28 protein-coding genes are annotated in these 25619 nt (G+C 64.9%); 8 read left to right on the top strand and 20 right to left on the bottom strand.

Going from position 1 to position 25619, the window contains the following annotated elements:
* Positions 1 to 38: 38 nt before the first annotated feature.
* Positions 39 to 638: an outer membrane beta-barrel protein gene (locus IFT60_RS18505; RefSeq protein ID WP_192054269.1), complete on the top strand. Its 600-nt coding sequence runs from the start codon at positions 39 to 41 to the stop codon at positions 636 to 638.
* A gap of 130 nt (positions 639 to 768) precedes the next feature.
* Positions 769 to 1206 (top strand): universal stress protein, encoded by a 438-nt coding sequence (locus IFT60_RS18500; RefSeq protein ID WP_192054267.1) that lies wholly within the window; start codon positions 769 to 771, stop codon positions 1204 to 1206.
* Between the two features lie 48 nt (positions 1207 to 1254).
* On the opposite strand, the gene lpxO is transcribed toward IFT60_RS18500, so the two are convergent.
* The 11 genes from lpxO to mltG all read right to left on the bottom strand — a co-directional run bounded on the left by lpxO (position 1255) and on the right by mltG (position 9748).
* Positions 1255 to 2154, bottom strand: a complete 900-nt coding sequence (lpxO, locus tag IFT60_RS18495; protein ID WP_192054265.1) for a lipid A hydroxylase LpxO — start codon at positions 2152 to 2154, stop codon at positions 1255 to 1257.
* Between the two features lie 178 nt (positions 2155 to 2332).
* Positions 2333 to 2557 carry a DUF6139 family protein gene (locus tag IFT60_RS18490; protein WP_192054263.1) on the bottom strand — a complete coding sequence of 75 codons (225 nt, stop codon included), beginning with the start codon at positions 2555 to 2557 and terminating at the stop codon, positions 2333 to 2335.
* Positions 2558 to 2681: 124 nt separating this feature from the next.
* The gene (locus IFT60_RS18485) at positions 2682 to 2882 is read right to left on the bottom strand and encodes a hypothetical protein (RefSeq protein WP_192054261.1); all 201 of its coding nucleotides are present in this window, start codon (positions 2880 to 2882) and stop codon (positions 2682 to 2684) included.
* A gap of 163 nt (positions 2883 to 3045) precedes the next feature.
* A complete protein-coding gene (locus IFT60_RS18480) occupies positions 3046 to 3978 on the bottom strand; it encodes a class I SAM-dependent methyltransferase (RefSeq protein WP_192054259.1) in 933 nt (310 codons plus the stop codon).
* 202 nt (positions 3979 to 4180) lie between these two features.
* Positions 4181 to 4855 (bottom strand): ankyrin repeat domain-containing protein, encoded by a 675-nt coding sequence (locus IFT60_RS18475; protein ID WP_192054257.1) that lies wholly within the window; start codon positions 4853 to 4855, stop codon positions 4181 to 4183.
* Between the two features lies 1 nt (position 4856).
* On the bottom strand, positions 4857 to 5639 hold the full coding sequence (locus IFT60_RS18470; RefSeq protein ID WP_192054255.1) for a TatD family hydrolase: 783 nt from the start codon (positions 5637 to 5639) through the stop codon (positions 4857 to 4859).
* 461 nt (positions 5640 to 6100) lie between these two features.
* Positions 6101 to 6622: a GNAT family N-acetyltransferase gene (locus IFT60_RS18465; RefSeq protein ID WP_192054253.1), complete on the bottom strand. Its 522-nt coding sequence runs from the start codon at positions 6620 to 6622 to the stop codon at positions 6101 to 6103.
* Positions 6623 to 6651: 29 nt separating this feature from the next.
* Positions 6652 to 7029: a PilZ domain-containing protein gene (locus IFT60_RS18460; RefSeq protein ID WP_192054250.1), complete on the bottom strand. Its 378-nt coding sequence runs from the start codon at positions 7027 to 7029 to the stop codon at positions 6652 to 6654.
* 35 nt (positions 7030 to 7064) lie between these two features.
* Positions 7065 to 8096, bottom strand: coding sequence for a DNA polymerase III subunit delta' (locus IFT60_RS18455; protein ID WP_192054248.1), 1032 nt, complete (start codon positions 8094 to 8096; stop codon positions 7065 to 7067).
* A gap of 27 nt (positions 8097 to 8123) precedes the next feature.
* Entirely contained in the window at positions 8124 to 8750 is a 627-nt protein-coding gene (gene tmk, locus IFT60_RS18450) for a dTMP kinase (protein WP_192054246.1), read from the bottom strand.
* The gene (gene mltG, locus IFT60_RS18445; RefSeq protein ID WP_192054244.1) at positions 8747 to 9748 is read right to left on the bottom strand and encodes an endolytic transglycosylase MltG; all 1002 of its coding nucleotides are present in this window, start codon (positions 9746 to 9748) and stop codon (positions 8747 to 8749) included. Before mltG ends, tmk begins: the two co-directional genes overlap by 4 nt.
* Before the next feature lie 151 nt (positions 9749 to 9899).
* Here mltG and ygfZ point away from each other — a divergent pair, with 151 nt between their 5' ends.
* From ygfZ to IFT60_RS18425, 4 genes are all read left to right on the top strand, one after another.
* A complete protein-coding gene (gene ygfZ / locus IFT60_RS18440; RefSeq protein WP_192054243.1) occupies positions 9900 to 10961 on the top strand; it encodes a CAF17-like 4Fe-4S cluster assembly/insertion protein YgfZ in 1062 nt (353 codons plus the stop codon).
* Between the two features lies 1 nt (position 10962).
* Positions 10963 to 11247, top strand: a complete 285-nt coding sequence (locus tag IFT60_RS18435; RefSeq protein WP_192054241.1) for a DUF4936 family protein — start codon at positions 10963 to 10965, stop codon at positions 11245 to 11247.
* A complete protein-coding gene (locus tag IFT60_RS18430) occupies positions 11238 to 11981 on the top strand; it encodes an NRDE family protein (protein WP_192054239.1) in 744 nt (247 codons plus the stop codon). The genes IFT60_RS18435 and IFT60_RS18430 overlap by 10 nt, the downstream gene beginning before the upstream one ends.
* Positions 11982 to 12702: 721 nt before the next feature.
* Positions 12703 to 12846 (top strand): hypothetical protein, encoded by a 144-nt coding sequence (locus IFT60_RS18425; RefSeq protein ID WP_192054237.1) that lies wholly within the window; start codon positions 12703 to 12705, stop codon positions 12844 to 12846.
* Positions 12847 to 12910: 64 nt separating this feature from the next.
* Here IFT60_RS18425 and IFT60_RS18420 read toward each other — a convergent pair whose 3' ends face one another.
* The 4 genes from IFT60_RS18420 to IFT60_RS18405 are packed head-to-tail and all read right to left on the bottom strand — an operon-like array spanning position 12911 to position 16168.
* A complete protein-coding gene (locus IFT60_RS18420; RefSeq protein ID WP_192054236.1) occupies positions 12911 to 13807 on the bottom strand; it encodes an SDR family oxidoreductase in 897 nt (298 codons plus the stop codon).
* A gap of 10 nt (positions 13808 to 13817) precedes the next feature.
* Positions 13818 to 14600: an SDR family oxidoreductase gene (locus IFT60_RS18415; RefSeq protein WP_192054234.1), complete on the bottom strand. Its 783-nt coding sequence runs from the start codon at positions 14598 to 14600 to the stop codon at positions 13818 to 13820.
* 31 nt (positions 14601 to 14631) lie between these two features.
* Positions 14632 to 14934 carry a Dabb family protein gene (locus tag IFT60_RS18410; RefSeq protein ID WP_192054232.1) on the bottom strand — a complete coding sequence of 101 codons (303 nt, stop codon included), beginning with the start codon at positions 14932 to 14934 and terminating at the stop codon, positions 14632 to 14634.
* A gap of 55 nt (positions 14935 to 14989) precedes the next feature.
* Positions 14990 to 16168: an acetyl-CoA C-acyltransferase gene (locus tag IFT60_RS18405; protein WP_192054230.1), complete on the bottom strand. Its 1179-nt coding sequence runs from the start codon at positions 16166 to 16168 to the stop codon at positions 14990 to 14992.
* A gap of 291 nt (positions 16169 to 16459) precedes the next feature.
* Between IFT60_RS18405 and IFT60_RS18400 the strand changes: the two genes are divergently transcribed.
* Positions 16460 to 18160, top strand: coding sequence for an MFS transporter (locus IFT60_RS18400; protein ID WP_229510973.1), 1701 nt, complete (start codon positions 16460 to 16462; stop codon positions 18158 to 18160).
* Between the two features lie 80 nt (positions 18161 to 18240).
* Here IFT60_RS18400 and IFT60_RS18395 read toward each other — a convergent pair whose 3' ends face one another.
* The 5 genes from IFT60_RS18395 to IFT60_RS18375 all read right to left on the bottom strand — a co-directional run bounded on the left by IFT60_RS18395 (position 18241) and on the right by IFT60_RS18375 (position 24588).
* Complete coding sequence (locus IFT60_RS18395; RefSeq protein WP_192054228.1) at positions 18241 to 18864, bottom strand: helix-turn-helix transcriptional regulator; 624 nt, start codon at positions 18862 to 18864, stop codon at positions 18241 to 18243.
* Positions 18861 to 20099, bottom strand: coding sequence for an MFS transporter (locus tag IFT60_RS18390; protein ID WP_192054226.1), 1239 nt, complete (start codon positions 20097 to 20099; stop codon positions 18861 to 18863). The genes IFT60_RS18395 and IFT60_RS18390 overlap by 4 nt, the downstream gene beginning before the upstream one ends.
* Before the next feature lie 44 nt (positions 20100 to 20143).
* A complete protein-coding gene (locus IFT60_RS18385) occupies positions 20144 to 21775 on the bottom strand; it encodes a sensor histidine kinase (protein WP_192054224.1) in 1632 nt (543 codons plus the stop codon).
* Between the two features lie 183 nt (positions 21776 to 21958).
* Positions 21959 to 24046 (bottom strand): 3-hydroxyacyl-CoA dehydrogenase NAD-binding domain-containing protein, encoded by a 2088-nt coding sequence (locus IFT60_RS18380; RefSeq protein ID WP_192054222.1) that lies wholly within the window; start codon positions 24044 to 24046, stop codon positions 21959 to 21961.
* Between the two features lie 146 nt (positions 24047 to 24192).
* Positions 24193 to 24588 carry a hypothetical protein gene (locus tag IFT60_RS18375; protein WP_192054220.1) on the bottom strand — a complete coding sequence of 132 codons (396 nt, stop codon included), beginning with the start codon at positions 24586 to 24588 and terminating at the stop codon, positions 24193 to 24195.
* A 254-nt stretch (positions 24589 to 24842) separates the two neighbouring features.
* On the opposite strand from IFT60_RS18375, the gene IFT60_RS18370 reads away from it, so the two are divergent.
* On the top strand, positions 24843 to 25610 hold the full coding sequence (locus tag IFT60_RS18370) for a hypothetical protein (RefSeq protein WP_192054218.1): 768 nt from the start codon (positions 24843 to 24845) through the stop codon (positions 25608 to 25610).
* Positions 25611 to 25619: the final 9 nt, after the last annotated feature.

The following is a 25619-nucleotide window of genomic DNA, read 5'->3' as shown; positions in this document are numbered from 1 at the left end:
CGCGCAGTCCCTGAACGATCACTCCACTGATAAACGACATGAAAAAAATCGCACTTGCATTCGCCCTCGCCCTCGCGTCGCTGGGCGCCGCCCAGGCCCAGACCTGGGTCCCGGTCGAGGACATCGCCACCAAACCGCTGCGTTTCGTCGTCGGCGCAGGCATCACCTACGGCGGCGAAAAACTCATCACGGCACAGTACACCGACGGCGACAAGGTCGACATCGACGGCGGCGGCACCGTGACCCTGCTGGCCGGCCTGGATTACCGCGTCAATCCGCAGTTCTCGGTCCAGGCCACGGTCGGCTACCACGTCGACAACGCCGCCGGCAGCAACGGCGACATCCGCTTCGAACGCGTGCCGCTCGAACTGCTCGGCTACTACCACGTGAACGACAAGGTGCGCGTCGGCGGCGGCCTGCGCTACGTCACCGCGACCGCGCTGCGCACCAGCGGCGTGGCCGACATCGGCGACTACGAATTCAAGGACACGACCAGCCCGGTCGCCGAAATCGAATACCTGTACTCGCCCCGCCTCGGCTTCAAGCTGCGCTACGTAAACGACAAGTTCAAGGACAAGACTTTCAACGCGACCGTCAAGGGCGACCACGTCGGCGCGCTGGTGAATTTCTACTTCTAAGTCTCGCCGCAATGCTCTGAAAAGGCCATTCGGCACGTTTGAGCCTGATCAACCACGCCCTCGGGTCGGCCGTCAGACTGGTTCCGCATGCGCATCCACGCGCAGCGATCCCCTTGACGGAGGAGCCATCATGTTCAAACGCATCCTGTTACCGACCGACGGATCCGAACTGTCCTCGCGCGCCGTGCTCGCGGGCGTGAGTTTTGCCAAAGAGATTGGTGCGCAGGTCATCGGCATGACCGCGCTGCCCGACTTCAAGACCTTCACGGCCGACGCCGCCATGATCGAAAGTACCGAGGACGAATACCTGGCCGCCAGTGAAACGCGCGCCGGCAAGTACCTGGCGACCGTGTCCGACGCGGCACGCTCGCTCGGCGTCGAATGCGCAACCGTGCTGGTGCGCTCGGACGATCCGCACGAAGCGATCCTGCGTACCGCGCGCGAGCGCGGCTGCGACCTGATCGTCATGGCCTCGCACGGCCGGCGCGGCCTGGGTGGACTGCTGTTGGGAAGCGAAACGCAGAAGGTGCTGGTGCACGGTGCGATTCCGGTGCTGGTGTACAGGTAAATGAGCGCTAACTGAGCGCAGAGCCGGCGCCTGACGGCCGCGGCCGCATTAGATCCAGTAGACGAAGGCCGCCAGCGCGACGATCAGCGCCACCTTGGTGACTTTATAGGCGGTCTTGTTCCAGGCTTTGTAGCGGCGCCGGTATTGGCCCATCACGTGCGAGATGCGGAACAGCTTGCTTACCAGGCCGGTCTGGTCGCCGGTTTCGTTGGGCGAGCTGGCGGCCGTCATCATGGTGCGGCCGAGCCAGCGGTTGATCGCCGACATCCAGCGGTAACGCATCGGCCGCTCGATGTCGCAGAACAGGATGATGCGGTCACTGTCGCTGCCGTTGATCGCCCAGTGAATATAAGTTTCGTCGAAGATCACGCCTTCGCCGTCGCGCCAGCTATGGCGCTGGCCGTCGACTTCGATGAAGCAGCGGTCGTCGTTGGGCGTGGCCAGGCCGAGGTGATAGCGCATCGAGCCGGCGAACGGGTCGCGGTGCGGATTGAGCTTGGCGCCGGGCGGCAGTTCGGCGAACATCGCCGCCTTGACCGTCGGGATCGCTTGCAGCAGCGCATGGGTTTGCGGACACAGGCGTTCCGCCGACGGGTGGCTGGCATCGTACCACTTCAGGTAGAAGCGCTTCCAGCCGGTCTTGAAGAAGGAATTGAAGCCGGCGTCGTCGTTCTGCTCGGCCGCCTTGATCTTTTTCAGCGCCAGCAGGTTTTCCGCTTCGGCGCGGATGATTTGCCAGTTCGCCTGCAACGGCGCCAGTTCGGCAAAATCGCGCACGGGAATGTAGGGCGTACTCGGCACCCGCGAGAACAGGTGCATGAAGAAGTTGATCGGCGCCATGAACGACGAATGGTCGAACAACTGGCGTCCGAACGGCAGGCGCACCTTGCCGCGGAAGTGGATGTGAAGAACCGCGAGGAAATAAAAACCAACCAACGCCCACTTCATCTTTCCCCCAGCCCGGCCTCTGCGGCCGGCGTCAACTTGAACAGGGCGCAAGAATAGCATATCCACCAGGTACCCGTCGGGGACCCGGTGAAAACGGCATTGCCTGTCGCGTGCATGCCGAAGCTTGCACGCTCACGCCGCGCGCAACCGCAAATGGGCGACGGCGAGCGGCTGACGCTTAATGAAGCGCCGTGATCGCGTAACCTTTTTCGGCAAGCTGGCCAGCCAGGTTGTCGATCTCGTAGTCGGGCAACTGATCGGCGTCGTCGTCGATCTCGAAGGCTTTCGCCTCCACTTCCCAATCGGTGTTGGTGGCTTCTTCGGGGATGTTGCGGGTTTCCGGCACGGCCAAGTAGGATAACTTGCCGTCGCTTTCGGCTCTGCGGTAAATGTCCAGGCGCATAATCGTTTCCTTACAGTGAAAAAAGCGCGCTTTCGGATGAAAGCGAACGACTCCACAGTAGGCGATCACGCCGCGCGCGTCTGTTAATTGCCCCACACTCTGCTGGACAGGGCGCCGTGCTGGGCTAGCGCCCCGGCGACAGCCCCAGCACGCGGGCCGGCAGCATCACGATCGCGCGCAGCAGGCTGAAGACGGCCTCGACGCCGATCCCCAACAGGCGCAGCGGCAGCAAGACCAGCCAGACAATGGGATACAGCACGAGCGCCAGCAGCGCGAGCGGCCAGCACAGGAACAGGAGTAAGAGCCACAGCAGGAAACCGAACATCGTATGCTCCAGTGGAAGGTGTGGAGCGAGTGTACGGCGGGCGCAGTCGGGCGGCGGATGGAATGCGACGAATGGCAGGCTGGGGCGGCCAAGCTGCGCAAATGTGCGATGAACCAGCATTCCGTCGGGCGGGCATGCCATTCGTGGCCCGGCCCGCCCGACGTCAGGCGAATTCGACGGTACGCATGGAGACCGCCGGCATGGCCTCGACCTCGTCGAAGGCCAGCGTCGCGCGGATCGATGCCTGCAGGCTCGGGATCGAACCGCCGGCGCGGTACTGGAACGACACCTCGACGACGTCGCCGGCGACGACGTCCAGTGCTTTCGCCAGCGGCAGCGTCATGTAGTGGTTCAGCCAGTCGATGGTGGCGCCGCGTTCCTGCACGATCGACAGCACGTTCTTGGTCACGAAGCGCAGGGCGTTCAGCGTGCCGTCCTGCTCGACGGTAAAACTGCCGCGCCAGGCGATCAGGCTGTCGACCAGTGCGGCGAAGTCGAGCACGCTGTACACGGCCGGCTGGGCCAGCTCGACCGTGCCGGGATAGGCCACCGTGGTGTCCTGGAACTGGACGATCGGCGCGTAGTAGCCGTGGAAGGCATAGTCCTGCTGCAGCGGCTGCACCGCCATCACCACCGCCTCCGGCATGAAGATCGGCAGCGGGCCGCCAAAGCGGGCCAGGTAGCGCTCCTTGAAGGCTTCGATGACGGCCACCTGCTTTTCACGCAGCATGGCGACGTGGATCATTTCGCAGATGACGACGTCGACCGGCTCGGGAGGCAGGTAGTCGAAGGCGTCGGCATGGATCACCTCGACCTTGTGGCCGTTCGGGTTCATCGCCAGGAAGCGGCGCGCTTCCTTCACCAGGTCCGGGTTGAACTCGACGCAGTACACCTTGTCGGCCTGCTGGGCCGCGAAATACGAGAGCACGCCGGTGCCGCCGCCGAGTTCCAGCACTTTCATGCCCGGACGCACCGCGTGGCCGATCGCCGCCTGGAACGCATTCATGCGGTTCTGGTCCATCAGCATGTTGTGGTGATAATGGACCGGGATGAATTGCCCGAGGTAGCAGCTTTCGATTTCGCGTTCGTTCAGCATGGAGGATCCTTGGTGGGCGGCACTGTTGCTGTGCCGCAATTTTAATTCGGTGACGAGATTATCTGATGCGGCGGAGACCCCCAATAGCGCGAGCAAAGACGGGAATACCCGCCAGTTCGAGCGACGTACCGGCGCTGGCAGACGCGAATCGACGAAAAAAAAGCCGGCTCATCGAGCCGGCTCCGGTTAGATGCCACGTCGCTCAGCCGCCCTGCTCCAGCGCCCTGGCCACGCGCGGCTTGCCGGCCCGCTCGGCCAGCTGCACAGCGGTCAGGCCTTCGGTGTTCCTGCGCATGCGGTCGGCGCCATGGGCGATCAGCACCAGCGCCGCGCCGTCGTGTCCTTCGCGCGCGGCCATCATCATCGGCGTGTAGGCGCCGCTGGCTTTCGGGGAGACGGCGTCGACCTTCGCACCGCGCGCGATCAGCAGGCGCACGATGTCCTCGTCGCCGCTGGCGGCGGCATAGTGCAAGGCCGTCCAGCCCGGCTGGTTGACGGCGGCGCCCTTGGCCAGCAACGCCTCGACCGCCGCGCGGTTGCGCTTGAAGGCGGCCATCATCAGCGCCGTATTGCCGTTCGCCGCCTTCGCCTCCAGGTTGGTGCCGGGATGGTCGAGGAAGACCTGGAACACCCTCATCGCCTCCTCGCGCAGCGCCTGCACCATGCCCGGCTCGCCGCCAATCGGATTGGGCTGGTTGGCGTTGACAACCGTGCCGAGCATCGCCTTGACCGTCCTGACGTCGTCCACCTGCACCGAGCGGAAGAAGGTGGTCAGCTCGGCCTCGCTCGGTGGCTTGAGGGCCGCGGCGGCAAGGCCGCTGGCGAGACCGACTGAGAGTACGATGCCTTTCAGGACGAGGCGGCGCTTCGGGTGCATGTCAGGCCTTTGCGTGCTGGAACAGGTTGAAGAAATTCTCGCTGGTACGGTCGGCCACTTCGCGCAGCGGCACATCTTTCAAGGTGGCGATGTATTCGGCCACGTGCGCGACATAGCCCGGTTCGTTCATCCTGCCGCGGAAAGGCACCGGCGCCAGGTAGGGCGAATCGGTTTCGATCAGGATGCGCTCCATCGGCACCGCGCGCGCCACCGCCTGCAAATCCTTGGCGCTCTTGAAGGTGACGATGCCGGAAAACGAAATATAAAACCCCATCTCGATCGCGGCTTCGGCCACTTCGATCGACTCGGTAAAGCAATGCATCACGCCGGCTACGCCGCCATCAAGCGTGCCGGCGCCTTCCTCGCGCATGATCCGGATCGTGTCCACGCTGGCGGCGCGGGTATGGATGATCAGCGGCTTGCGCGTAATACGCGAAGCCCGGATATGCGTGCGGAAGCGCTCGCGCTGCCATTCGAGGTCGCCCTCGAGGCGGTAATAGTCGAGGCCGGTCTCGCCGATGGCGACGATTTTCGGATGATCAGCCAGTTCGACCAGCTGCTCGACCGTTGGTTCCGGCGTGTCTTCATAATCCGGGTGGACGCCGACCGACGCGTAAATGTGGGGATATTGCTCGGCCAGGGCGAGCACCGAGGGAAAGTCCGGCAGGTCGACCGACACGCACAGCGCATGGGTGACGCGGTTTTCCGCCATCTTGGCGAGGACCTCGGGCATCCGCGCGGCGAGCTCGGGGAAATTGATGTGGCAGTGGGAATCGATGTACATGCCGGTATTGTACGGGCAGCCGGCGCGGCGCGTCACGCGCGTTGCCGGAGATGCTGGCGTTGCCTGGACGCGTGGGCGGCGCCGGCGTAGCCGGGTGTTCGTGCGCTCGGTGGAGCCGCCCACCTTACGGCCTGCTGCACGATGTCGCGATAAAGTGTGCAGCAGGACGTAGGGTGGGCGGCTGCACCCTGCAGTGTGCGGACACGCAGCGCATGCGCCGCCCACGCGTTCAACGCACAGTTGCATCCGCGCGCAATCACACGAAGGGCACGACGACGCAATGAATCCGGCGCCGGTTGAACGCGTGGGCGGCGTCACCGCAGCGTGCTTGCACGCCGTCGGGTATAGCCGACCACCCCACGCAGCAGGATGTAAGGTGGTCGGCTACACCCGGCAATATGAGGATACGCTGCGCATGCGCCGCCCACGCGTGCAACGCACGCGTGCAATCCGACGAAGAATCAATCGACGACGCGTTTACCCAGGATGATCAAATCGCGCTCGATCCCGTCGAGATTCGCCACGCGCGGGAAATTGGCCCAGGTGTCGAATCCGAACTTGCGGAACAGGTTGAGGCTCGGCGCGTTGTGCCCGAAGATGAACCCGAGCAGCGTATGCACTTTGATCTGCGGCGCAAAGGCGATCGCCTGCTCCAGGCAATACTTGCCCAAGCCACGGCCGCGCCATTCTTCGTCGATATAGATCGACAGTTCCGCCGTGCCCGAGTAGGCCGGGCGGCCATAGAAATTCGAGTAGGACATCCAGCCGATCACGGTCGGGTGATCGGAGACGTCGTTGGCATCGTGGATCACCCACAGCGGGCGCCGCTCGGGCGTGTGGTCGTTGAACCAGGCTTCGCGCGAGGCGACGCTCACTGGCTCCGTGTCGGCTGTGACTTCGCGCGAGGCGATGGTGGAATTGTAGATGTCGACGATGACGGGCAAGTCGTCGCGGCGGGCAAGACGGTGGACGTAGGACGGCATGAGCGTGAAACTAAGCGTTAAAAAGTGGATTACAGGGTATGGGTGGCGCGCGACGAACGCAGCGCCGCGCCCAGGATTTCTTCGATGCGGGCCCGGGCGCGCTGGCCGGTGTCGTCGGCCGGAAAATGCACGCCGATGCCCTGCGCCTTGCTGTTGTTGGCGCCGGCAGGCGTGATCCAGGCAACCTTGCCGGCGATCGGGTATTTGCCGGCATCGTCCATCAGCGACAGGATCAGGTAGACCTCGTCGCCGAGCTTGTACGGCTTTGTCGTCGGCACGAACATGCCGCCGTTCTTCAGGAAGGGCATGTAGGCCGCGTACAGCGCCGCCTTTTCCTTGATCGCCAGCGACAGGACCGACGGGCGCGGCACCAGCGAGGCGTTCGGGTCGGTGGTATTGCCGCTCATCTCGCTTCTCCCATCGCTCGCTTCTCCCATCGTATTCAAACTGGGTTGCAGCAGGCTGCATAGTCCAGCAACATGTCTTCGATAAACAGCTTGGCGGACAGCGGATGGTCCGCCACGGCGCGCCGTTCGTTCGCGGACTTGATTGCCCGTAACAGATTCGCAGTGTGCACGTTGCCGGCCAAGGCTGCAAGTTCCTTCTGGTAGCGCGGATAGTAACGCACGCTGCCGGCCAGCTTGCTCGACAACAGGTCATACAGCCAGCGCTGCTGCCAGGCGACCAGCGCCGCCAGCGGCGTCTTGCTCAGCTTGTCGGCCTGGCGCAGCGCCGACTCGACGCTGGGCCGCGCCAGGAAGCCCAGCAGCGTGTCGAGTTCCTCGCGGCTGCCGCCGTTGGCCTTCTCGAACGCGGCCAGCGGGGCGCCGCCCTCTTCGCGCAGCCAGCTGTCGGCATCATTCACGCCCTGTTCCTTCAGCCAGGCCAGCGCGGCGGCATGGTCCGGCATCGGCAGCCCGAATTTGCGGCAACGCGACAAGATCGTCGGCAGCAAGCGGTCGAGGCTGTTCGAGGCGAGCAGGAACACGGTGCCCGGCGGCGGTTCTTCCAGCGTTTTCAGCAGCGCGTTCGAGGCCGGCATGTTGAGCGCTTCGGCCGGATACAGCACCACCACGCGCAAGCCCTGGCGGTGGGTCGAGATGTTCATGAAGTCGGCCAGCGCGCGAATCTGCTCGATCTTGATCTCTTTCGAGGGCGCCTTGGTGGACTTCGATTTCTTGTCGCCGTCGCCCTCGGCACCCTCTCCCTCGCCGGCCGGCTCGTCTTCCAGCGCTTCCGGACGCACGCGGCGGTAATCCGGGTGGTTATGCTGGACGAACCAGCCGCAAGAGGCGCAGCTGTTGCAGGCCTGGCCGTCGGGCTGCACGTTTTCGCACAGCAGCGACTGGGCAAAGGCTTCGAGGAAGCCCGCCTTGCCGATGCCGGCCGGGCCGTGGAACAGGATCGCGTGCGGCATGCGCGCGCGCATTGCCTGGAGCTGGGTCCAGGCGGTTTGCTGCCAGGGATAAATCATAAAGACACACTCACTACAGCAACCTCATTACATTAACACCGCCAGCGCCTCTTCGATCCGCGCCTGCGTCTCGGCGATGCTGCGCGTCGAATCGATGACCGCAAAGCGGTCCGGATACTCTGCCGCGCGGCGTAGGTATTCGGCGCGGCAGCGGGCAAAGAATTCCGCCTGTTCGCTCTCGAATTTATCCAGCGTGCGCGTCGCATCGAGGCGCTGGCGCGCGACGTCGAGCGGGACGTCGAACAGCAGGGTCAGGTCGGGCTGCAGGTATGGATGGACCCAGGCTTCCAGCGCTTCCATCTTGGCGCGGTCCATGCCGCGCCCGCCGCTCTGGTAGGCGAAGCTGGCGTCGGAAAAGCGATCCGACAGCACCCAGTCGCCGCGGGCCAGCGCCGGTTCGATCACCTGCGCGATGTGCTCGCGGCGGCTGGCGAACATCAGCAGCGCTTCCGTCTCGAGGTGCATCTTTTCGTGCAGCAGCAGGTCGCGCAGCTGTTCGCCGAGCGGCGTGCCGCCCGGTTCGCGCGAGGACACCACCGTCTTGCCGCGCGCCTGCAGCCATTGCGTGACGAAACCGATATGGGTCGACTTGCCGGCGCCGTCGATGCCTTCGACGGTAATGAATTTGCCGCGTGCCTGGTCGTGATCGCTCATGGCTTGGTCGCTCCACGTTGATACTGGTTGACGGCGCGGTTATGGTCGTTCAGGTTTTCCGAAAACTGGCTGGTGCCGTCGTTGCGCGACACGAAGTACAGCGCCCCGGTCTTGGCCGGCGCCAGCGCGGCGGCGAGCGACTGGGTGCCCGGCAGCGAGATCGGCGTCGGCGGCAAGCCGTAACGGGTGTAGGTGTTATATGGCGTATCGGTCGTCAGATCCTTCTTGGCGATCTTGCCTTCGTAGCGCAGGCCCATGCCGTAGATCACGCTTGGATCGGTCTGCAGCATCATGCCGGTGCGCAGGCGGTTGACGAACACGCCGGCGATCATCGCGCGTTCGCTTTTCTGCCCGGTTTCCTTTTCCACGATCGAGGCCATGATCAGCGCTTCGTAGGGCGTTTTATAGGGCAAGCCAGGCTCGCGCTTTTCCCAGGCGGCGTTCAGGCGGCTGAGCAGCATCTGGTGCGCCTGCCTGTAGATCTGCAGGTCGCTGGCGCCCTTGGCGAACAGGTAGGTATCGGGGAAGAACATGCCTTCCGGCTGGGTGTATTTGGCCGACACCTTGGCCATCAGTTCGGCGTCGCTCAGCTTCGCCGTCTCCTGGCGCAGGGTCTTGGTGGCGGCGATCGCTTCGCGCATCTGGCGGAAGGTCCAGCCTTCGATGATGGTCAGCGCTTCCTGGGCGAATTCGCCGCGCACCAGCTGGGTCAGCAGGCGCCGCGGCGAGGTGTCCGGTTTCAGTTCATAGCTGCCGGCCTTGATGCGGGCGGCGTCGCCGGTGATGCGCGCCAGGATCTGGAACAAGGTCGGGTTGACCGGCACTCCGGCCTTGACCATCTGCTGGGCGGCGGCGCCGACACCGCTGCCCGGGGTGATCGTGAATTCGATCGGCGCTCCACCGCTAGTGAGCGCGTGCCCTGACCACCAGCTAAAACCACCGGCGGCCACCAGGGACACGATGACGCCGGCGACGAGTGTTTTTTTTATGAATGCCATTCTGCTTTCGTCGTTCTGTTTTCGTCTGTCGTTCTTGTCTGTTGTTCTTGTATGTACGGCGTTTCGTTTTACCGTCTCCGGCGCGAATTGCTCGACAACTCTATAATGAGGCCGTAATGATAAAGCCTAAACCGCAAAGCATATTGCATTTATGAGCAACTGGACAGAATATCTCAGCTCCCATGGAGCCCGCTTTCATCTCGATGAAGCGACCCAGGTCGAAGACTTCGGCCGTACCTTGAGCACGGCTGACCTGGGCGCCGGTTTCGTCGCCCCTGTGACCGACCTCGGCCTGATCGCCGTCGCCGGCGAGGACGCCGCCCGCTTCCTGCACAGCCAGCTGACCAACGACGTCGAGCACCTCGGCACGCACGAGGCGCGCCTGGCGGGCTTCTGCACGCCAAAGGGGCGCCTGCAGGCGACCTTCCTGATGTGGCGCAGCCCTGACGATACCGTCTGGCTGCAACTGCCGCGCGCGATCCAGGCGCCGCTGCAAAAGCGCCTGTCGATGTTCGTCATGCGCTCGAAGGCCAAGCTGCGCGATGCAACCGAAGAAGATGCGGTTGCCGCGCTCATCGGCGCCGGTGGTGCGGGAGCCGAAGCCGCCCTGCGCGCCCAGGGCCTGGACTTGCCGGATGCAGCCTTCGCAGTCACGCACGGCGAGCGCGGCAGCGTGATTCGCCTGGCGGATGCATTCGGCGCGCCGCGCTACCTGTGGATCACGTCCAGCCAGGAAGCCGAAGCCGCCCTGCCCGCGCTGGCGCAGCAGCTGGCACTCGGTGGCAACGCCGCCTGGCAACTGGCCGCGATCCACGCCGGTGTGCCGCAGGTGACCGCCGCGACGCAGGAACAGTTCGTGCCGCAGATGATCAACCTCGAACTGCTCGGCGGCGTGAATTTCAAGAAGGGTTGCTATCCGGGCCAGGAAATCGTCGCGCGCAGCCAGTACCTCGGCAAGCTCAAGCGGCGCACCGCGCTGGCCAGCGTCGACAACGCGGCGGCGCGCGCCGGCGACGAAGTGTTCTCCAGCGCCGACCCCGACCAGCCCTGCGGCATGGTGGTGAACGCCGCGCCGAACGGCGCCGGCGGCGCCGACCTGCTGGTGGAGATGAAGCTGGCCGCGCTCGAGGAAGAAGTGCACCTGGGTTCGAGCGGCGGCGCGGCCCTGCGCTTCCTGCCGATGCCCTACGCGTTGGACGCGCTCGACCTGTAGCATGGTCGACCTCTACGTGTATTACAGGGTGCGCGACGAGCACGCCGCGGCGCTCCTGCCGCGGGTGCGCGCGCTGCAGGCGCGGGTGGCCGGGTCCGGCGCCGCGCGCCTGCAACGCCGTCTGGAAAGTCGCGACGGCCTGCAAACCTGGATGGAAGTCTACCCTGGCGTGCCTGACACCTTTGCCGCCGCGCTGGAAGCGGCGCTGGACGGCGCCGGGCTGGACGGCCTGGTCGAAGGCCCGCGCCGCGTCGAAGTTTTCATGGAGTTTCCACCATGTGCCTGATCGTCTTTGCCTGGCGCGTCATTCCCGGCGTGCCGGTGATCGCGGTGGCCAACCGCGACGAATTCTACGACCGCCCGGCCGCACCGGCCGCGCCCTGGCCAGAGCACCCGAACCTGATCGCCGGCCGCGACCTGGAACATGGCGGCAGCTGGATGGGCATCACGCGCGAAGGACCGGACGGCCCGCGCTTCGCGGCCCTGACCAACATTCGCGCGCCAGGAGAACGGCGCACGGACGCACCCTCGCGCGGCGAACTGGTGGCCGATTTCCTGAAAGGCTCGCTGTCGGTGGCCGAATACCTCGACGTCATCGCCGCGCGCGGCGACGTCTACAACGGCTTCAACCTCGTGCTGGGCGACCGCTCTGCCCTGTACTGGTATTCGAACCGCGCCGGCGACGACCCGCGCAACGGCCAGCCGCTCGAACCGGGCCGCATCTACGGCGTCTCGAACGGCCTGCTCGACGCACCGTGGCCGAAAGTCACGCGCACGAAAGCCCAGTTCGCCAGCCTGCTGTGCCAGGGCGCGCCCGAGGATGCCTATTTCGAAATGCTGGCCGATACCACGCGTGCGCCGGACCAGCGCCTGCCCGCAACCGGCGTGCCGCTCGACCTGGAGCGGGTGCTGTCGGCGGTGTGCATCGAGACGCCGGGGTACGGAACGCGCACGTCGACGGTGGTGAAGCTGTACGAGAATGCGCCGGCGGAGTTGCACGAGCGGGTGGTGCGGCCGTAAGGGCTGGCGATTAAGGTGACGCTTTTCGTCGGGTGGACGCCGTCCACGCGGTACGGCGCTTGCATGTCGATATATAAAGCGACGTACTGTAGCCGTAGAGGATGTGAAAAAAACGTCAGGGCAAGGCGCCGAGTCGAAGACAGTACGAGTGTACGGCGAGACGAGGCAACGCAGCCATGGCGATTTTTTCACATCCTCGTAGGGTGGACTCCCGAGTCCACGCGTGACGCTTGATTATAGTTAGCATCGGATCGTGCCACGTCTGGTCGCGCTCCGATAAGTCTGTGTTTCATTTCTCGAATATGCGAGCGCTGCACCCTAAGCAGCCGGCGTTTCGTCCAACGTCGAACGCAAACGCAAACGCTGATTATCCTTCACGTGTGGACGGAGTCCACCCTACGGTAAGAGGATATATTCCCGCCGCAGCCATGGTTGAGGTCGTCATTCCTGCGACGCCCTGTCCGATGGCGACCCTCGTTCTCGGTGGCTAGGCTTTGTGGGTCACGCAGGCTCATGTTTGTTAGTTACAAATTTAAGATTGAAGTTTGGCCGTCGATGTATGTGGTGCTGCGTCCTGCAGGTTGACACCTGTTGGTTAGTTACAAAATAATATGGAGCGTATGTCCAGAAATTGGTTCCCGAAGTCTGCTTGATCCAAGTCAAATCTGCTCTGTCGCATGGCGCTAGCGTCCTTGTTTGACTCGTACGCACGGAGAACATCATGCGCACTGCACGACGCCTGCTCCCGGCCCTGCTGGTCGCCGCCCTGCTCGGCTGCCAGAGTGTTTCCGGCAGCGGCGGGATCGACGAATTACCCAGCAGCGACCCGACCGCCGTGAGCACCGGGCTGGCCGACGGCGAATAACGCAGGCATGAAAAAAAGCGGAGCCCGCAGGCTCCGCTCGATGTACCCGACCAGGCGCCCCCGACTACAAGCGCGACCGCAGCATCTGGCGCACGTGCGGCGTGGCCGCATACGGGTCGGGCGGATTGGCGCCGCTGACGATGGCGTCCATCCGCTCCTGCACGCCGCCCAGCGCCTGCGGGTGCGAATAGATGTAGAACTGCCCTTCGCGGATCGCCTCGAAGGTGAGGCGCGACACGTCGAGCGCCGACACCTTGCCCGACTCGACCGCCTTGGTGGTCAGCGCCTGCGACGCCAGCTGGCTGGCGGTCGGGCGCAGCTCCGGCTTCAATTCCTCGGGACGGTTACGGTGCGACTGGTGGATGCCCGTCGGCACGAAATACGGGCACAGCACCGAGGCGCCGATCGGCGCGTTGACCAGCTGCAGGTCGTGGTACAGCGTTTCCGACAGCGACACCACCGCGTGCTTGGAGACGTTGTAGACGCCCATTGCCGGGGCATTCAATAGCCCCGCCATCGAGGCGGTGTTCACGATATGGCCTTCGTAGTCCGGATCGCGCTTGGCGCAGTCGAGCATCGCGTGCATGAACACGCGCACGCCGTGGATCACGCCCCACAGGTTCACGCCCAGCACCCATTGCCAGTCGGCCTCGGTGTTTTCCCAGACCAGCCCGCCCGAGCCGACGCCGGCATTGTTGAACACCAGGTGGATGCCATGGAAGCGCGCGATCGCCGCGTCGGCCAGTTCCTGCACGTGGGCGCCCTTGCTGACGTCGCAGACCATGGCCAGCACCTCGGCGCCACCTTCAAGCAACTCGTCGGTGGCGCGTTCGAGCGCGTCGGCCTGGACGTCGGCCAGCACCAGCTTCATGCCCAGCTCGGCGGCGCGGTCGGCGAATTCACGGCCGAGGCCACTGGCGGCGCCGGTGATCACGGCGACTCTCCCCTTGAAATGTTTCATGCAACTCTCCCTAGACCGCGGACACGCCGCCGTCGATGGCCAGGATCTGGCCGGTGATGTGCTTGCTGGCGTCGGAGGCGAACAGCACCACCGCGCCCTTCAGGTCTTCGTCGTCGCCGAGGCGGCCCAGCGGCGCGCCCTGCGCCAGGCGGTCGACGCCGATCGATGCCAGCACGCCCTTGGTCATTTTAGACGGGAAAAAGCCTGGCGCAATCGAGTTGACGGTGATGCCGTGGCGCCCCCACTCGCCGGCCAGCGCGCGCGTGAAGTTGACGAGCGCGCCCTTCGAGGTGTTGTAGGCGATCGTGCTCATCGTGCCCGGCGCATTGCCGAACAGGCCGGCGATCGAGGAGATGTTGACGATCTTGCCGTACCCGCGCGGAATCATCGACAGCTTGCCGACCGCCTGCGAGACCAGGAAGATGCTGCGCACGTTCAGGTTCATGACCTTGTCCCAGGCTTCGAGCGGATGCTCTTCCGCCGGCGCGCCCCAGCTGGCGCCGGCGTTGTTGACTAGGATGTCGATCCGGCCGAGGCGGCGCAGCGCTTCTTCCACGAAAGGCTGCACGCTGGCCTCGTCCTGCAGGTCGACCGCGATGGCGGACGCCTCGATGCCGCGCGCCGCCAGGTGGGCTACGGCGGTGTCGAGCTCGTCCTGCTTGCGCGACGAAATCACGACGCGCGCGCCCTGCTCGCCGAGCGCCTCGGCCATCTGCAGGCCGAGCCCGCGCGAGCCGCCGGTCACCAGCGCGGTCTTGCCTTCTAAAGAGAATAATTCCTTGGTAGTGCGCATGCTGTCTCCGTCGTTTTTATGGTTGGGATTTCTACACTTCGTAATCCATGCATTGGCGCCCTTCGCGGATCGCGCCAATGAAAGGCACCAGCGCCTTGTGGGTCGGGTGCACGGCGTAGGCTTCGAGCGCCGCCTTGCTCTCGAATTCCGAGTACAGCACCACGTCGTAGGTCGCTTCCAGCCCCGGCTGGGCCAGGGTCACCTCGAATGTCCGGATGCCCGGCACGATGGTGGCGCACTCGTCGAGGCGGCGTTTCATCTCGTGGGCATTGGCAAGGCGGTCGCGACCTTCGGCCTCGTCTTTCAGTTTCCACATGACGATGTGTTTGATCATAGTTTTCTCGAATCTCAGCAGTATTTTTGAATGGTTTTGCGAATCACAGTCGAGCTTACAGTACTTCAAACAGCCCGGCCGCGCCCTGTCCGCCGCCGATGCACATGGTGACCACGACAAATTTTACGCCGCGGCGCTTGCCTTCGATCAGCGCGTGGCCGACCAGGCGTGCGCCGGACACGCCATACGGGTGGCCGACGGCGATCGCGCCGCCGTTCACGTTCAGGCGCTCCATCGGGATGCCGAGCTTGTCGGCGCAATACAGTACCTGCACCGCAAAGGCTTCGTTCAGTTCCCACAGGCCGATGTCGGCGGCCGTCAGGCCAGCCTTATGCAGCAGCTTGGGCACCGCGAACACGGGACCGATGCCCATCTCGTCCGGCTCGCAACCAGCGACGGCAAAGCCACGGAACACGCCCAGCGGCTGCAAGCCCTTCGCTTCGGCCACGCCGCGGCTCATCAGGATCGAGCATGATGCGCCATCCGAAAACTGGCTCGCGTTGCCGGCCGTGATCACGCCGCCGGGCAACGCCGTGCGGATCTTTGCCACGCCCTCGAGCGTCGTATCGGCGCGGATGCCCTCGTCGGCGGCGATCGTCACTTCGCGCGTCATCAGCCGTCCCGACGCCTTGTCGGCCACGCCCATGATCGTCGTCATCGGCACGATTTCCTCGTTGAACAGGCCGGCGGCCTGGGCGGCGGCGGCGCGCTGCTGGCTCTGCACGCCGTAGGCATCCTGGCGTTCCCTGGGGATGCCATAACGTTTGGCGACCGTCTCGGCGGTCTGCAGCATTGGCCAGTAGATTTCCGGCTTGTGCGCGCGCAGCCAGGGGTCGGTGAGCATGTGCGTATTCATTTCCTGCTGCACGCAAGAGATCGATTCGACGCCGCCGGCGGCGATGATGTCGCTCTCGCCGGCGATGATGCGCTGGGCCGCCAGCGCGATCGTCTGCAGGCCGGAGGAGCAGAAGCGGTTGACCGTCATGCCGGGCACGGTGGTCGGGCAGCCGGCGCGCAGCGCGATCTGGCGCGCGATGTTGGCGCCGGTGGCGCCTTCCGGATTGGCGCAGCCCATGACCACGTCCTCGACTTCACCGGGCTCGATGCCGGCGCGTGCGACCGCCGCCGCCAGCACGTGGCCGCCGAGCGTGGCGCCGTGGGTCATGTTGAAGGCGCCCTTCCACGACTTGGCCAGCCCGGTACGGGCGGTCGATACGATCACTGCGTCTTGCATGCTGGTCTCCCTGGTTATTGGTTTTTGACAGTTGAGAATAACACGATTAAGTACGACCGTTCGCAAATTCTCTGACCGGCCTCAACGCATTGTTCCGGATCTTTCCAGCCCTGCCCGCTGTCCAAATAATGAGAGCCGAGCCCATTCAACTGGCCGCAATCGGGCTCGTCAATAAGCTGTAAGTTTGGGGTAAGTTTGGAGCAAGCATGACGTAAGTTTGGCGGTACACACTGCGTCGCAGCTGACAGAGTTTCGGCTATCCGATGCATACAGACTAATACGGAGACAACAATGGCTATCACACCCGGCATGACCGCGGGCGGCAAGGCAGTGCCTTCCTCCCAGGGGATGACCAAGGAAGAACGCAAGGTGATCTTTGCGTCCTCGCTTGGCACCGTTTTCGAATGGTACGATTTCTACCTCTACGGTTCGCTTGCCGCCATCATCGGCAAGCAGTTCTTCCTTGGTGATCCCACCACCTCCTTTATCTTCGCCCTGCTCACCTTCGCGGCCGGCTTCATCGTGCGGCCGTTCGGCGCCCTCGTGTTCGGCCGCCTGGGCGACATGATCGGCCGCAAATACACCTTCCTGGTCACCATCCTGCTGATGGGCGGTTCGACCTTCATCGTCGGCCTGCTGCCGGGCTACGCCTCGATCGGCATCGCGGCCCCGATCATCCTGGTCACCCTGCGCATCCTGCAAGGCCTGGCGCTGGGCGGCGAATACGGCGGCGCGGCGACCTACGTTGCCGAACATGCGCCGGAAGGCAAGCGCGGCTTCTTCACCGCCTGGATCCAGACCACCGCGACCATGGGCCTGTTCCTGTCGCTGCTGGTCATCCTGGCCACCCGCACCGCCGTCGGCGAAGCCGAATTTACCGCCTGGGGCTGGCGCATTCCTTTCCTGCTGTCGGTCGTCCTGCTGGGCGTCTCGGTCTGGATCCGGCTGTCGATGGCGGAATCGCCGGCCTTCGCCAAGATGAAGGCCGAAGGCAAGACCTCGAAAGCGCCGCTGTCGGAAGCCTTCCTCAACTGGAAGAACGCCAAGATCGTCATCCTGGCCCTGGTCGGCCTGACGATGGGCCAGGCCGTGGTCTGGTACACCGGCCAGTTCTACGCCCTGTTCTTCCTGGAAAAAATCCTGAAGATCGACGGCTCGACCGCGAACATCCTGATCGCCGTCGCCCTGTTGCTGGGTACGCCTTTCTTCCTCGTGTTCGGCACGCTGTCGGACAAGATCGGCCGCAAGTGGATCATCCTCGGCGGCTGCCTCATCGCCGCGGCCACCTACTTCCCGATTTTCAAGGCCATCACCCACTACGGCAACCCGGCCCTGGAGCAGGCCATCGCCACCTCGCCGGTCACCGTGGTCGCCGACCCGGCCACCTGCCACTTCCAGGTCGACCCGACCGGCACCGCGAAATTCCCGTCCTCCTGCGACATCGCCACGCGCATGCTGACCAACGCTTCGGTCAACTACGACACCGTCGCCGCACCGGCCGGCACCGTGGCGCAAATCAAGGTCGGCGACAAGGTCATCCAGTCGTTCAACGCGACCATGACTCCGGACGGCCTGAATTTCGTCAAGGACGACGTGGCACGCCAGACTGCCCTCAACAAGGAAGTCGTCGCCACGCTCAAGACCGCGGGCTACCCCGAGAAAGCCGACCCGGCCCGCATCAACAAGCCGATGCTGGTGCTGATGCTGTTCATCCTGGTACTGTACGTGACCATGGTCTACGGCCCGATCGCGGCGATGCTGGTCGAGATGTTCCCGACCCGTATCCGCTACAGCTCGATGTCGCTGCCTTACCACATCGGTAACGGCTGGTTCGGCGGCTTGCTGCCAACCATTTCGTTCGCCCTGGTGGCGGCCAACGGCAACATCTACTATGGCCTCTGGTATCCGATCATCGTCGCCCTGGTCTGCGTCGTCATCGGTGCGCTCTTCGTGCGCGAAACCAAGGACAACAACATCTACGCCGCCGACTGAGCGTCGCAGGCGTTGCAAACGAAAATGCCGCTGGAGACAGCGGCATTTTTTTAACGTGTGCGACCTCCTGTCCGGTCGCCCTACCCGGGCTCACTCACCAGGTAGGTACAGCGCCGCGCCCCCTCCAGCTGGTGCTCGATCCGCACGACGACTACCGCCGGCCCGAGCACGCGCCGAAACACATCGAGCTCGGAGCGGCAGAACTGCTGGCAGGCTTGGGCGGCCGTGCAGATCGGACAATGGTTCTCGTGCAGCAGCACGCTGCCGTCGATGCGGGGCTCGGTCGCGGCCATGTAGCCCTCCAGGGAGCGTGCTTCGGCCAGCGCGGCCACCCGCTCGTCGAGTGTCAGTTTGCCTGCGAGGCGCGCGCGGTAGGCGCGCTCGCCGGCCTCCTCGTGCAGTGCAATCAGCTGCTCCAGCCCGGTCTCGCCGAACAGCGTACGCACCCCCTGGATGAGGTCAAGCGTCAGCTCGGCATGGCGGTCAGGGAAACGCGCATTCCCGCTATCGGTCAGCATCCAGCGCCGCACCGGGCGCCCGACCTTGCCGGCGCTGTCCTGGAAGCGCACCAGGCCGTCGTCGACCGCCGCTTCGAGCTGGCGCCGCACGCTCATCGAGGTCAGGCCGAGCAGGTTCGACAACGCCTGGGCAGTCTGCGGTCCGCGCGTTTTCAGCAAGAGCAGCACCTGTTCCATCGAATTCATTTCGTCTCCAGTCCAGCCAGTGCGCCGCGCGCGCTCCAGCCGCGCATCGCCAGCGCCGCCCACACCGCCATCGCCCCGCCCGCGACCAGCACGATGCGCGTGTCCACCATCGCCATGACGCCGCCGGCCAGCGCCATCACGATATTCGCTAGGCAAAAGGTGGTCGACAGCAGCCCCATGACGGCGCCCTGGCCATGGCCCGCGAACTGGTCGGCGGCCCAGCCCTGCACGGTCGCGTTGTAATACGCGTGCGGCAGGCCGAACAGGACAATGGCCGCCAGCCCGACGCCCAGGTTGCCGAAGCCGACTGCCAGAATGGCCAGCGCCGCGAAGCCGGCCTGGACGGCGGCGCGGCGGCGCGGGTCGGCGCTGCTGGCGCGGCCGGCGAACAGCGCGGCAAAGGTCATCAGCGCGCACAGGCCCATGTTGACGAAGGCGATCTGGCGCACGTCGTAGCGGCCGAAGTCGACCAGCCACAAGGGGAAGAATTCGTAAAACGCGGCCACGCCGCAGGCATAGCCGAAGTGCACGGAAAACAGCGTGCGCAGCGGCGCGTGGCGCAGCAGCGTAAACGCGTGGCGCTCGCGCGCGACCGACCACCAGCGCTCGCCGCGCCCCGGGGCCGCCGCTTCGCGCTCGAGCGAGAATGCAGCCAGGCCGGCGCCCAGCACCAGTGCGCCGGCGGCAATCGCGAACGGCAGCGTAATCGCGATGCCGACCGTCAGGCCCGCCAGCAGCGGCCCTACCAGCCAGCCGAGGTGGAAGGCGCCGTTCAGCCAGGACAGCGCGTGGTTGCGCAATCCCCCTGTCAGCTGTTGCGCCAGCATGGCGCGCAGGACTGCCCCGTTTCCCTCGAGCAGGCCGGTGCCGAAACGGGCCAGCAGGAACAGCGGATACGATTCAGCCACCAGCGCCGCCGCCGTCAACCCGTGCCCCAGCGCGCTGCCGAGCGCCGTGGCGAGCAGCATGCGGCGCCGTCCGAAGCGGTCGGAGAGCGTGCCCAGCACCGCGCTGCCGATCAGCAAGCCGAGGGGATTGACCATCAGCGCCACGCCCAGCAGCAATTCGGCCGGCAGCCCGAGGAAGCTGGTCAGGCCGTTACCGCCATCGTCGCCGCCAAAGAGCGGCGCCAGGATCGGATACGGCAGCGAGGCGCCGGTGGTGGACAACAGCCCGAGCAGGCAGGCGCTGGCAATCAGCAGGGTGTTGCGGGTCGACTGTGCGTGCGGGTTCATGCACGTATTGTCGGCTTGTCATGGCGATAAGTAAACGAACTTGTTTATTTATTCGATGCTGTATTCACTCCTGCGCCCGCATCGACCGGCAGCGTGATCGTAAACGTGCTGCCCAGGTCCGCGCCCCGGCTGTCAGCGGCAATCCTGCCGCCATGCGCCTCGACCAGCTGGCGCGCGATCCACAAGCCGACGCCCAGCCCGCCGCCCGGCACCGGCGCGCCGTCGGCGCCGACGCGCGTAAACAGTTCGAACAGGCGCGCCAGCGTGCGTGGCGACATGCCGATGCCGTTGTCGCTCACCCGCACCAGCGCCTGCGCGCCGCGCAATTCGACTTCCACCAGGATCCGCGCCGGCGCGCGCGAGTACTTGATCGCATTCGCCAGCACGGCATTGAAGGCCTGCGCCAGCCGGGTCGGGTCGGCCATCAGCAGGATCGGTTCGCGCGGCATCGCCACCGACAGCTGGTGCGTTTTCGCCGACACCATGGCGCGCGCGGCGTCGACCGCGGCCACCACCGCATCCTGCAGGACCAGGCGGTGGCGCATCAGCTGGGCCTGCCCGTAACAGATATACGAGGTATCGAGCACGTCCTCGATCAGGCGGTTCATGTGGCCGAACTGCCGTTCCATCAGCGCGACCACCGCTTCCGGCATCACCGCGCTGCCGGGCCGTCCCAGCAGCGCCAGGCTGTTGCGCACCACGCTCAGCGGACTGCGCAGCTGCTGCGCCAGCGCGGCCAGGAACTGGTCCTTGCAGCGGTCGGCCTCGCGCAAGGCGTCCATCAGCCACAGGCGGTCCATGTGCACCCAGGCGCGGTCGGCAATCTCGGCGGCCAGCGCCAGGTCGTCGCCGCGCCAGGTCCTGGCGGCGTGCCCGACGATGGCGGTAATGCCGGCCGGCCGCCCGGCGGCCATGTGCGGCACCAGCACGTACGCAGCGGCCGGCGCCATGGGTGGTGCTCCAGCCTGTACGGTTTCGCCGCGCGCCAGCCGGGCGACGACCCCGGCGCCGAACTCGGCCAGCGCCACGCTGTGTACCTCCCCGGCGTCAATCTCCATCGCGCCGATCTCGCCATGGACGCGCGCGACGACGCAGCGCACGGCGCCACACACTTCCTCGATCAGGGCGCAGGCGGCGGCGCCGATGTCGTCCGGTCCGGCGGCCGCGCGAATGCCATCGGCCAGCCGGTCGAGCAGGCGCAGGCGCGCTTCGGCATGCTTGCTTTCGCTGATGTCGTAGGAGATGACCAGCGCCGCATGCACGCTGCCATGCTGGTCGGCGAGCGGCACGCCGTGCGACAGGTACCACTGGCCGCCCACCTCGTGTTCGCGCACGATGGTGCCGCCGGCCAGGATCGCGCGGTAATCCTCGGTGTGCTGCGCCAGCAGATGGGGTGGCAAGGCCTCGCACAGGCTGCGCCCTTCGAAGTCGGCCGGAACGAAGCCGGCAACGCGCAGCCCGGAACCGGCGGCCAGCACATAACGCAGCGCCTGGTCGACAACAAAGACGGCGCCGCGCGGCAACTGCTCGGCAAGCGCGCGGTAAAGCGCCAGGGCGCCATCGCCGCCATCGGCACGCTGGACGGCGCCCGGCGCCGCCGTGCGTCGCGCTGCCGCAGCCTGTCCGCTCAGGCTTTCTTGTAATGAACCAAGTGGGGGCGACGTCGGAAGAGCCATCGGACAAATTTTTTAGTGAATATGCAGAGACCGTTTCATACTAGCATGGCAATTCGCCGAAAATGCCGACCAGGCTGTCAAAATCATGCGCCTGACCCGCTTGTCACACGGCGGCTGGAAACGACAACGCCGCTGGACCCAGCGGCGTTGTCTGCACTTCAACGGCTCACCGGGCGACCGGTGTCAGCCATTGAATCCCTTGCCCTCGCCCGCCAGCCGCTCGAGCAGTGGCGCCGGCGTCCAGGCGTCGCCATGCGGGCCGCGTGCAAAGGCGCGCATGGTGGCGAGCACGTTGCTCAAGCCGACCGTGTCCGCGTACAGCATCGGGCCGCCGCGGTGCAGCGGGAAGCCGTAGCCGGTCAGGTAGACCATGTCGATGTCCGAGGCGCGCAAGGCGATCCCCTCTTCCAGGATGCGCGCGCCTTCGTTCACCAGCGCGAACACCAGGCGCTGGACGATCTCCTCGTCCGACACCTTGCGCCGCGTGCCGCCGCTGGCCTCCAGGTGCGACATGATCATCTCGTTCACCACCGGCGACGGATAGGCAGTGCGGTCGCCCGCCTTGTAGTCGTACCAGCCGGCGCCGGTCTTCTGGCCGAAGCGGCCCTGTTCGCACAGCAGGTCCGGCACCTTCGAGTATTCGATGTCCGGGGTCTCGACATAGCGGCGCTTGCGGATGTACCAGCCGATGTCGTTGCCGGCCAGGTCGCTCATGCGGAACGGGCCCATGGCGAAACCGAAGCGCTCGATCGCCTTGTCGACCTGCTCGGGCAGCACGCCTTCCTCCAGCAGGAAGAAGGCCTGGCGCAGGTATTGTTCCAGCATGCGGTTGCCGATGAAGCCGTCGCACACACCCGAGACCACGCCGGTCTTCCTGATCTTTTTCGACAGCGCCAGCGCCGTGGCCAGCACGTCCTTGCCGGTCTCTTTCCCGCGCACGATTTCCAGCAGCTTCATGACGTTGGCCGGGCTGAAGAAATGCAGGCCGATCACGTCCTGCGGACGCTTCGTAAAAGCGGCGATCTTGTCGAGATCCAGGGTCGAGGTGTTCGAGGCCAGGATCGCGCCCGGCTTCATGACGCTGTCCAGCTGGCGGAACACGGTTTCCTTGACTTGTAAATCTTCGAACACGGCTTCGATGACGATGTCCGCCTGCGCGATCTCGTCGTACGCCAGCGTGCCCGTGATCAGGCCGATGCGCTGGCCCGCTTTTTCCGGCGTCAGCTTGCCCTTCTTGACCGTGTTCTCGTAATTCTTGCGGATCGTCGCCAGGCCCTTGTCGAGCGCTTCCTGTTTGGTTTCCAGGATCGTCACCGGGATGCCGGCGTTCGCGAAGTTCATCGCGATGCCGCCGCCCATGGTGCCGGCGCCGATCACGGCCACTTTTTCAATTTTTCGGGTCGGCGTGTCGGCCGGGACGTCCGGCACCTTGCTGGCGGCGCGTTCGGCGAAGAAGGCGTGGCGCAGGGCTTTCGATTCATTCGTCTGGGCCAGCGCGAAAAAGCGCTCGCGCTCATACTTCAGGCCATCCTCGAACTTCATGGTGACGCTGGCGGCGACGCAATCGACGCATTCGAGCGGCGCCGGGAACGGACCGGCCATGGCTTTCACGGTATTGCGCGAAAACTGCAGGAACGCTTCGTGGTTCGGATAATCGACTTTCAGGTTGCGCACGCTCGGCAGCGGCCGCGCGTCGGCGATGCTGCTTGCGAACTCGACGGCGGACGCGACCAGGTCGGCGCCTTCGTCGAACACGCGGTCGAACAGGCGCGTCTCGGCCAGCTGCTCCGACAACACCGGATTACCCGAGACGATCATGTTCAAGCCCTGCTCGAGGCCGACCACACGCGGCAGGCGCTGGGTGCCGCCGGCGCCCGGCACCAGGCCGATTTTGACTTCCGGCAGGCCGATCTGGGCGCCGCGGGTGGCGACGCGGTAATGGCAGCCGAGCGACAGCTCGAGACCGCCGCCCATGCAGACGCCGTGGATGGCTGCCACGACCGGCTTTTTGAGGCCTTCGGCGGTGGCGATCAGGGTGTGCAGATTCGGCTCGGCCAGCGCTTTCGGCGAATTGAATTCGCGGATGTCGGCACCGCCCGAGAACACCTTGCCGGCGCCGGTGATGACGACCGACTTCACCGCCTCGTCCCCTTCGGCACGCCGCAGCGCCTCGACCGCGGCAGTGCGCGTGACCATGCCGAGGCCATTGACGGGCGGATTGTTCAGGGTGATGACGGCAACGCTGCCATGCACGACGTAGTCTGCACTCATGTCTCTTCCTTTGTAGTTGGTTATAGCGGCGAGTTGAACCAGCGCGTTCCACTATAGCGCTAAAAAGTACGGTCGTGTTATTTCCTCAAGAGCAGGTGAGAATTTTTCCATCGGGCTGCTCTCGACCCGGAGCCGACGTCCGCCCATCAATAGTGATCGGCAATTCTGTCTACTGCCGAAACCGTGCATCCTGCAGGACAAAACACCGTCAGGGTCTCCGAATGCGCATTCACCGAACCCCATTCGCGCGTCATCTTCCAGGCCGGTAGTTCATCGGCATCTTCGGCTGCCGGACTGACGGCAAACGACCAATGCCCCGAATAAAAGGCATGAAGCAGAAGCGCCGGTTCGCCCTGAGCAGTGCTAATTTCCAGCGTTGCGACATATCCTTGCTGTGCGAGCTTCGGATGACTAGTGATGTTGAATTCATTTGTCTCCCCTTCAATGCCTTTGCAACAGATCATCCGGTCGCTTGCTCCCCAAAACACTGCGGCAACAGTGTCGTCCAGCTTCTCTACTTTCTCGCTCTTCTTGAAAAACACGTTTTTCCTATCTTATGGCTCTACTATTCGAGGCTTCCGGCTTTGGCCGCCCTGGACCTTCGAGATGGGCCAGTATATTGACTTCTTGCTTTCATAACGAGAGCAGTTGTGAGGTACTTCGTTAAACCGGCATCGTTCATCGACCCTGCACCCGCGCAAGCGCGAACGCTGTCCCAAGCCGTCCCCTATCGTAAAGCACTCGGCACACCGCCCGCTGTGTCAGAATGCGCCCGTGAACGCATGTGGAGAGACAGATGGAAAAACTGATCGCGCAATTGCTGCGCTTGTATGTCCCGCAAGGCCAGGTCGCGCCCGAATTGCTGGCCCGCCAGGCGCGCGGCGAAGACACCTTTCCCGTTGCGCTGGCGTCCGGCGACGGCACCACGCGCGCCCTCGTCATTCCCTTCGACAAGGCGAGGTACGAGGAGGACGGCCAGCACTGGACGCGCCTGTGCGAAGTCGCCCGCGCCCTGCAGGTCGATTACGGCTTTCCCGCGCCCGGCGTCAGCATTTCCGCCGCTTCGGGCTTCCGCCTGTGGTTGTCGTTCGAAGCGCCGGTGCCGGTCGCGCTGGCGCAGCAATTTTTAGAGAGCCTGCGCGACGCCGCCTTCCCCGACCTCTCGGTGACGCCGGATGCGGCGACCCATCCGGTCGAGCTGCCGCCCTGCCGCAACCCGGAGACCGGCCGCTGGGCTGCCTTTATCCACCCCGGCATGGGGGCTTCGTTCGTCGACGAACCCGGCCTGGAGATGGCGCCGCCGGCGCTGGCACAGGCGGCATTTTTGGAACAGCTGGAGACCATCGGCATGCAGCAGTTGCGGGATGCGCTGGCTGCATTACAGCCAGTCCAGCAGCAGGCGCCGGCGCCAGCGGCCCCGGTAACACCCACGCCGTCCACACCACAGGGATCCGGCGAACTGCTGCTGCGCGACGCCACGCTGGAAGACATCGTGCGCCATTTGCACGCGAAGAACATCGAACCGACCTTCCGGCACATCCTCGGGTCGGCCGGCGCACGCTGAACGCGTGGG

Origin of the sequence: Massilia sp. CFBP 13721 (assembly GCF_014842025.1) — a bacterium.
GTDB lineage: Bacteria > Pseudomonadota > Gammaproteobacteria > Burkholderiales > Burkholderiaceae_D > Telluria.
This window is presented reverse-complemented; position numbering and strand designations above follow the sequence as displayed.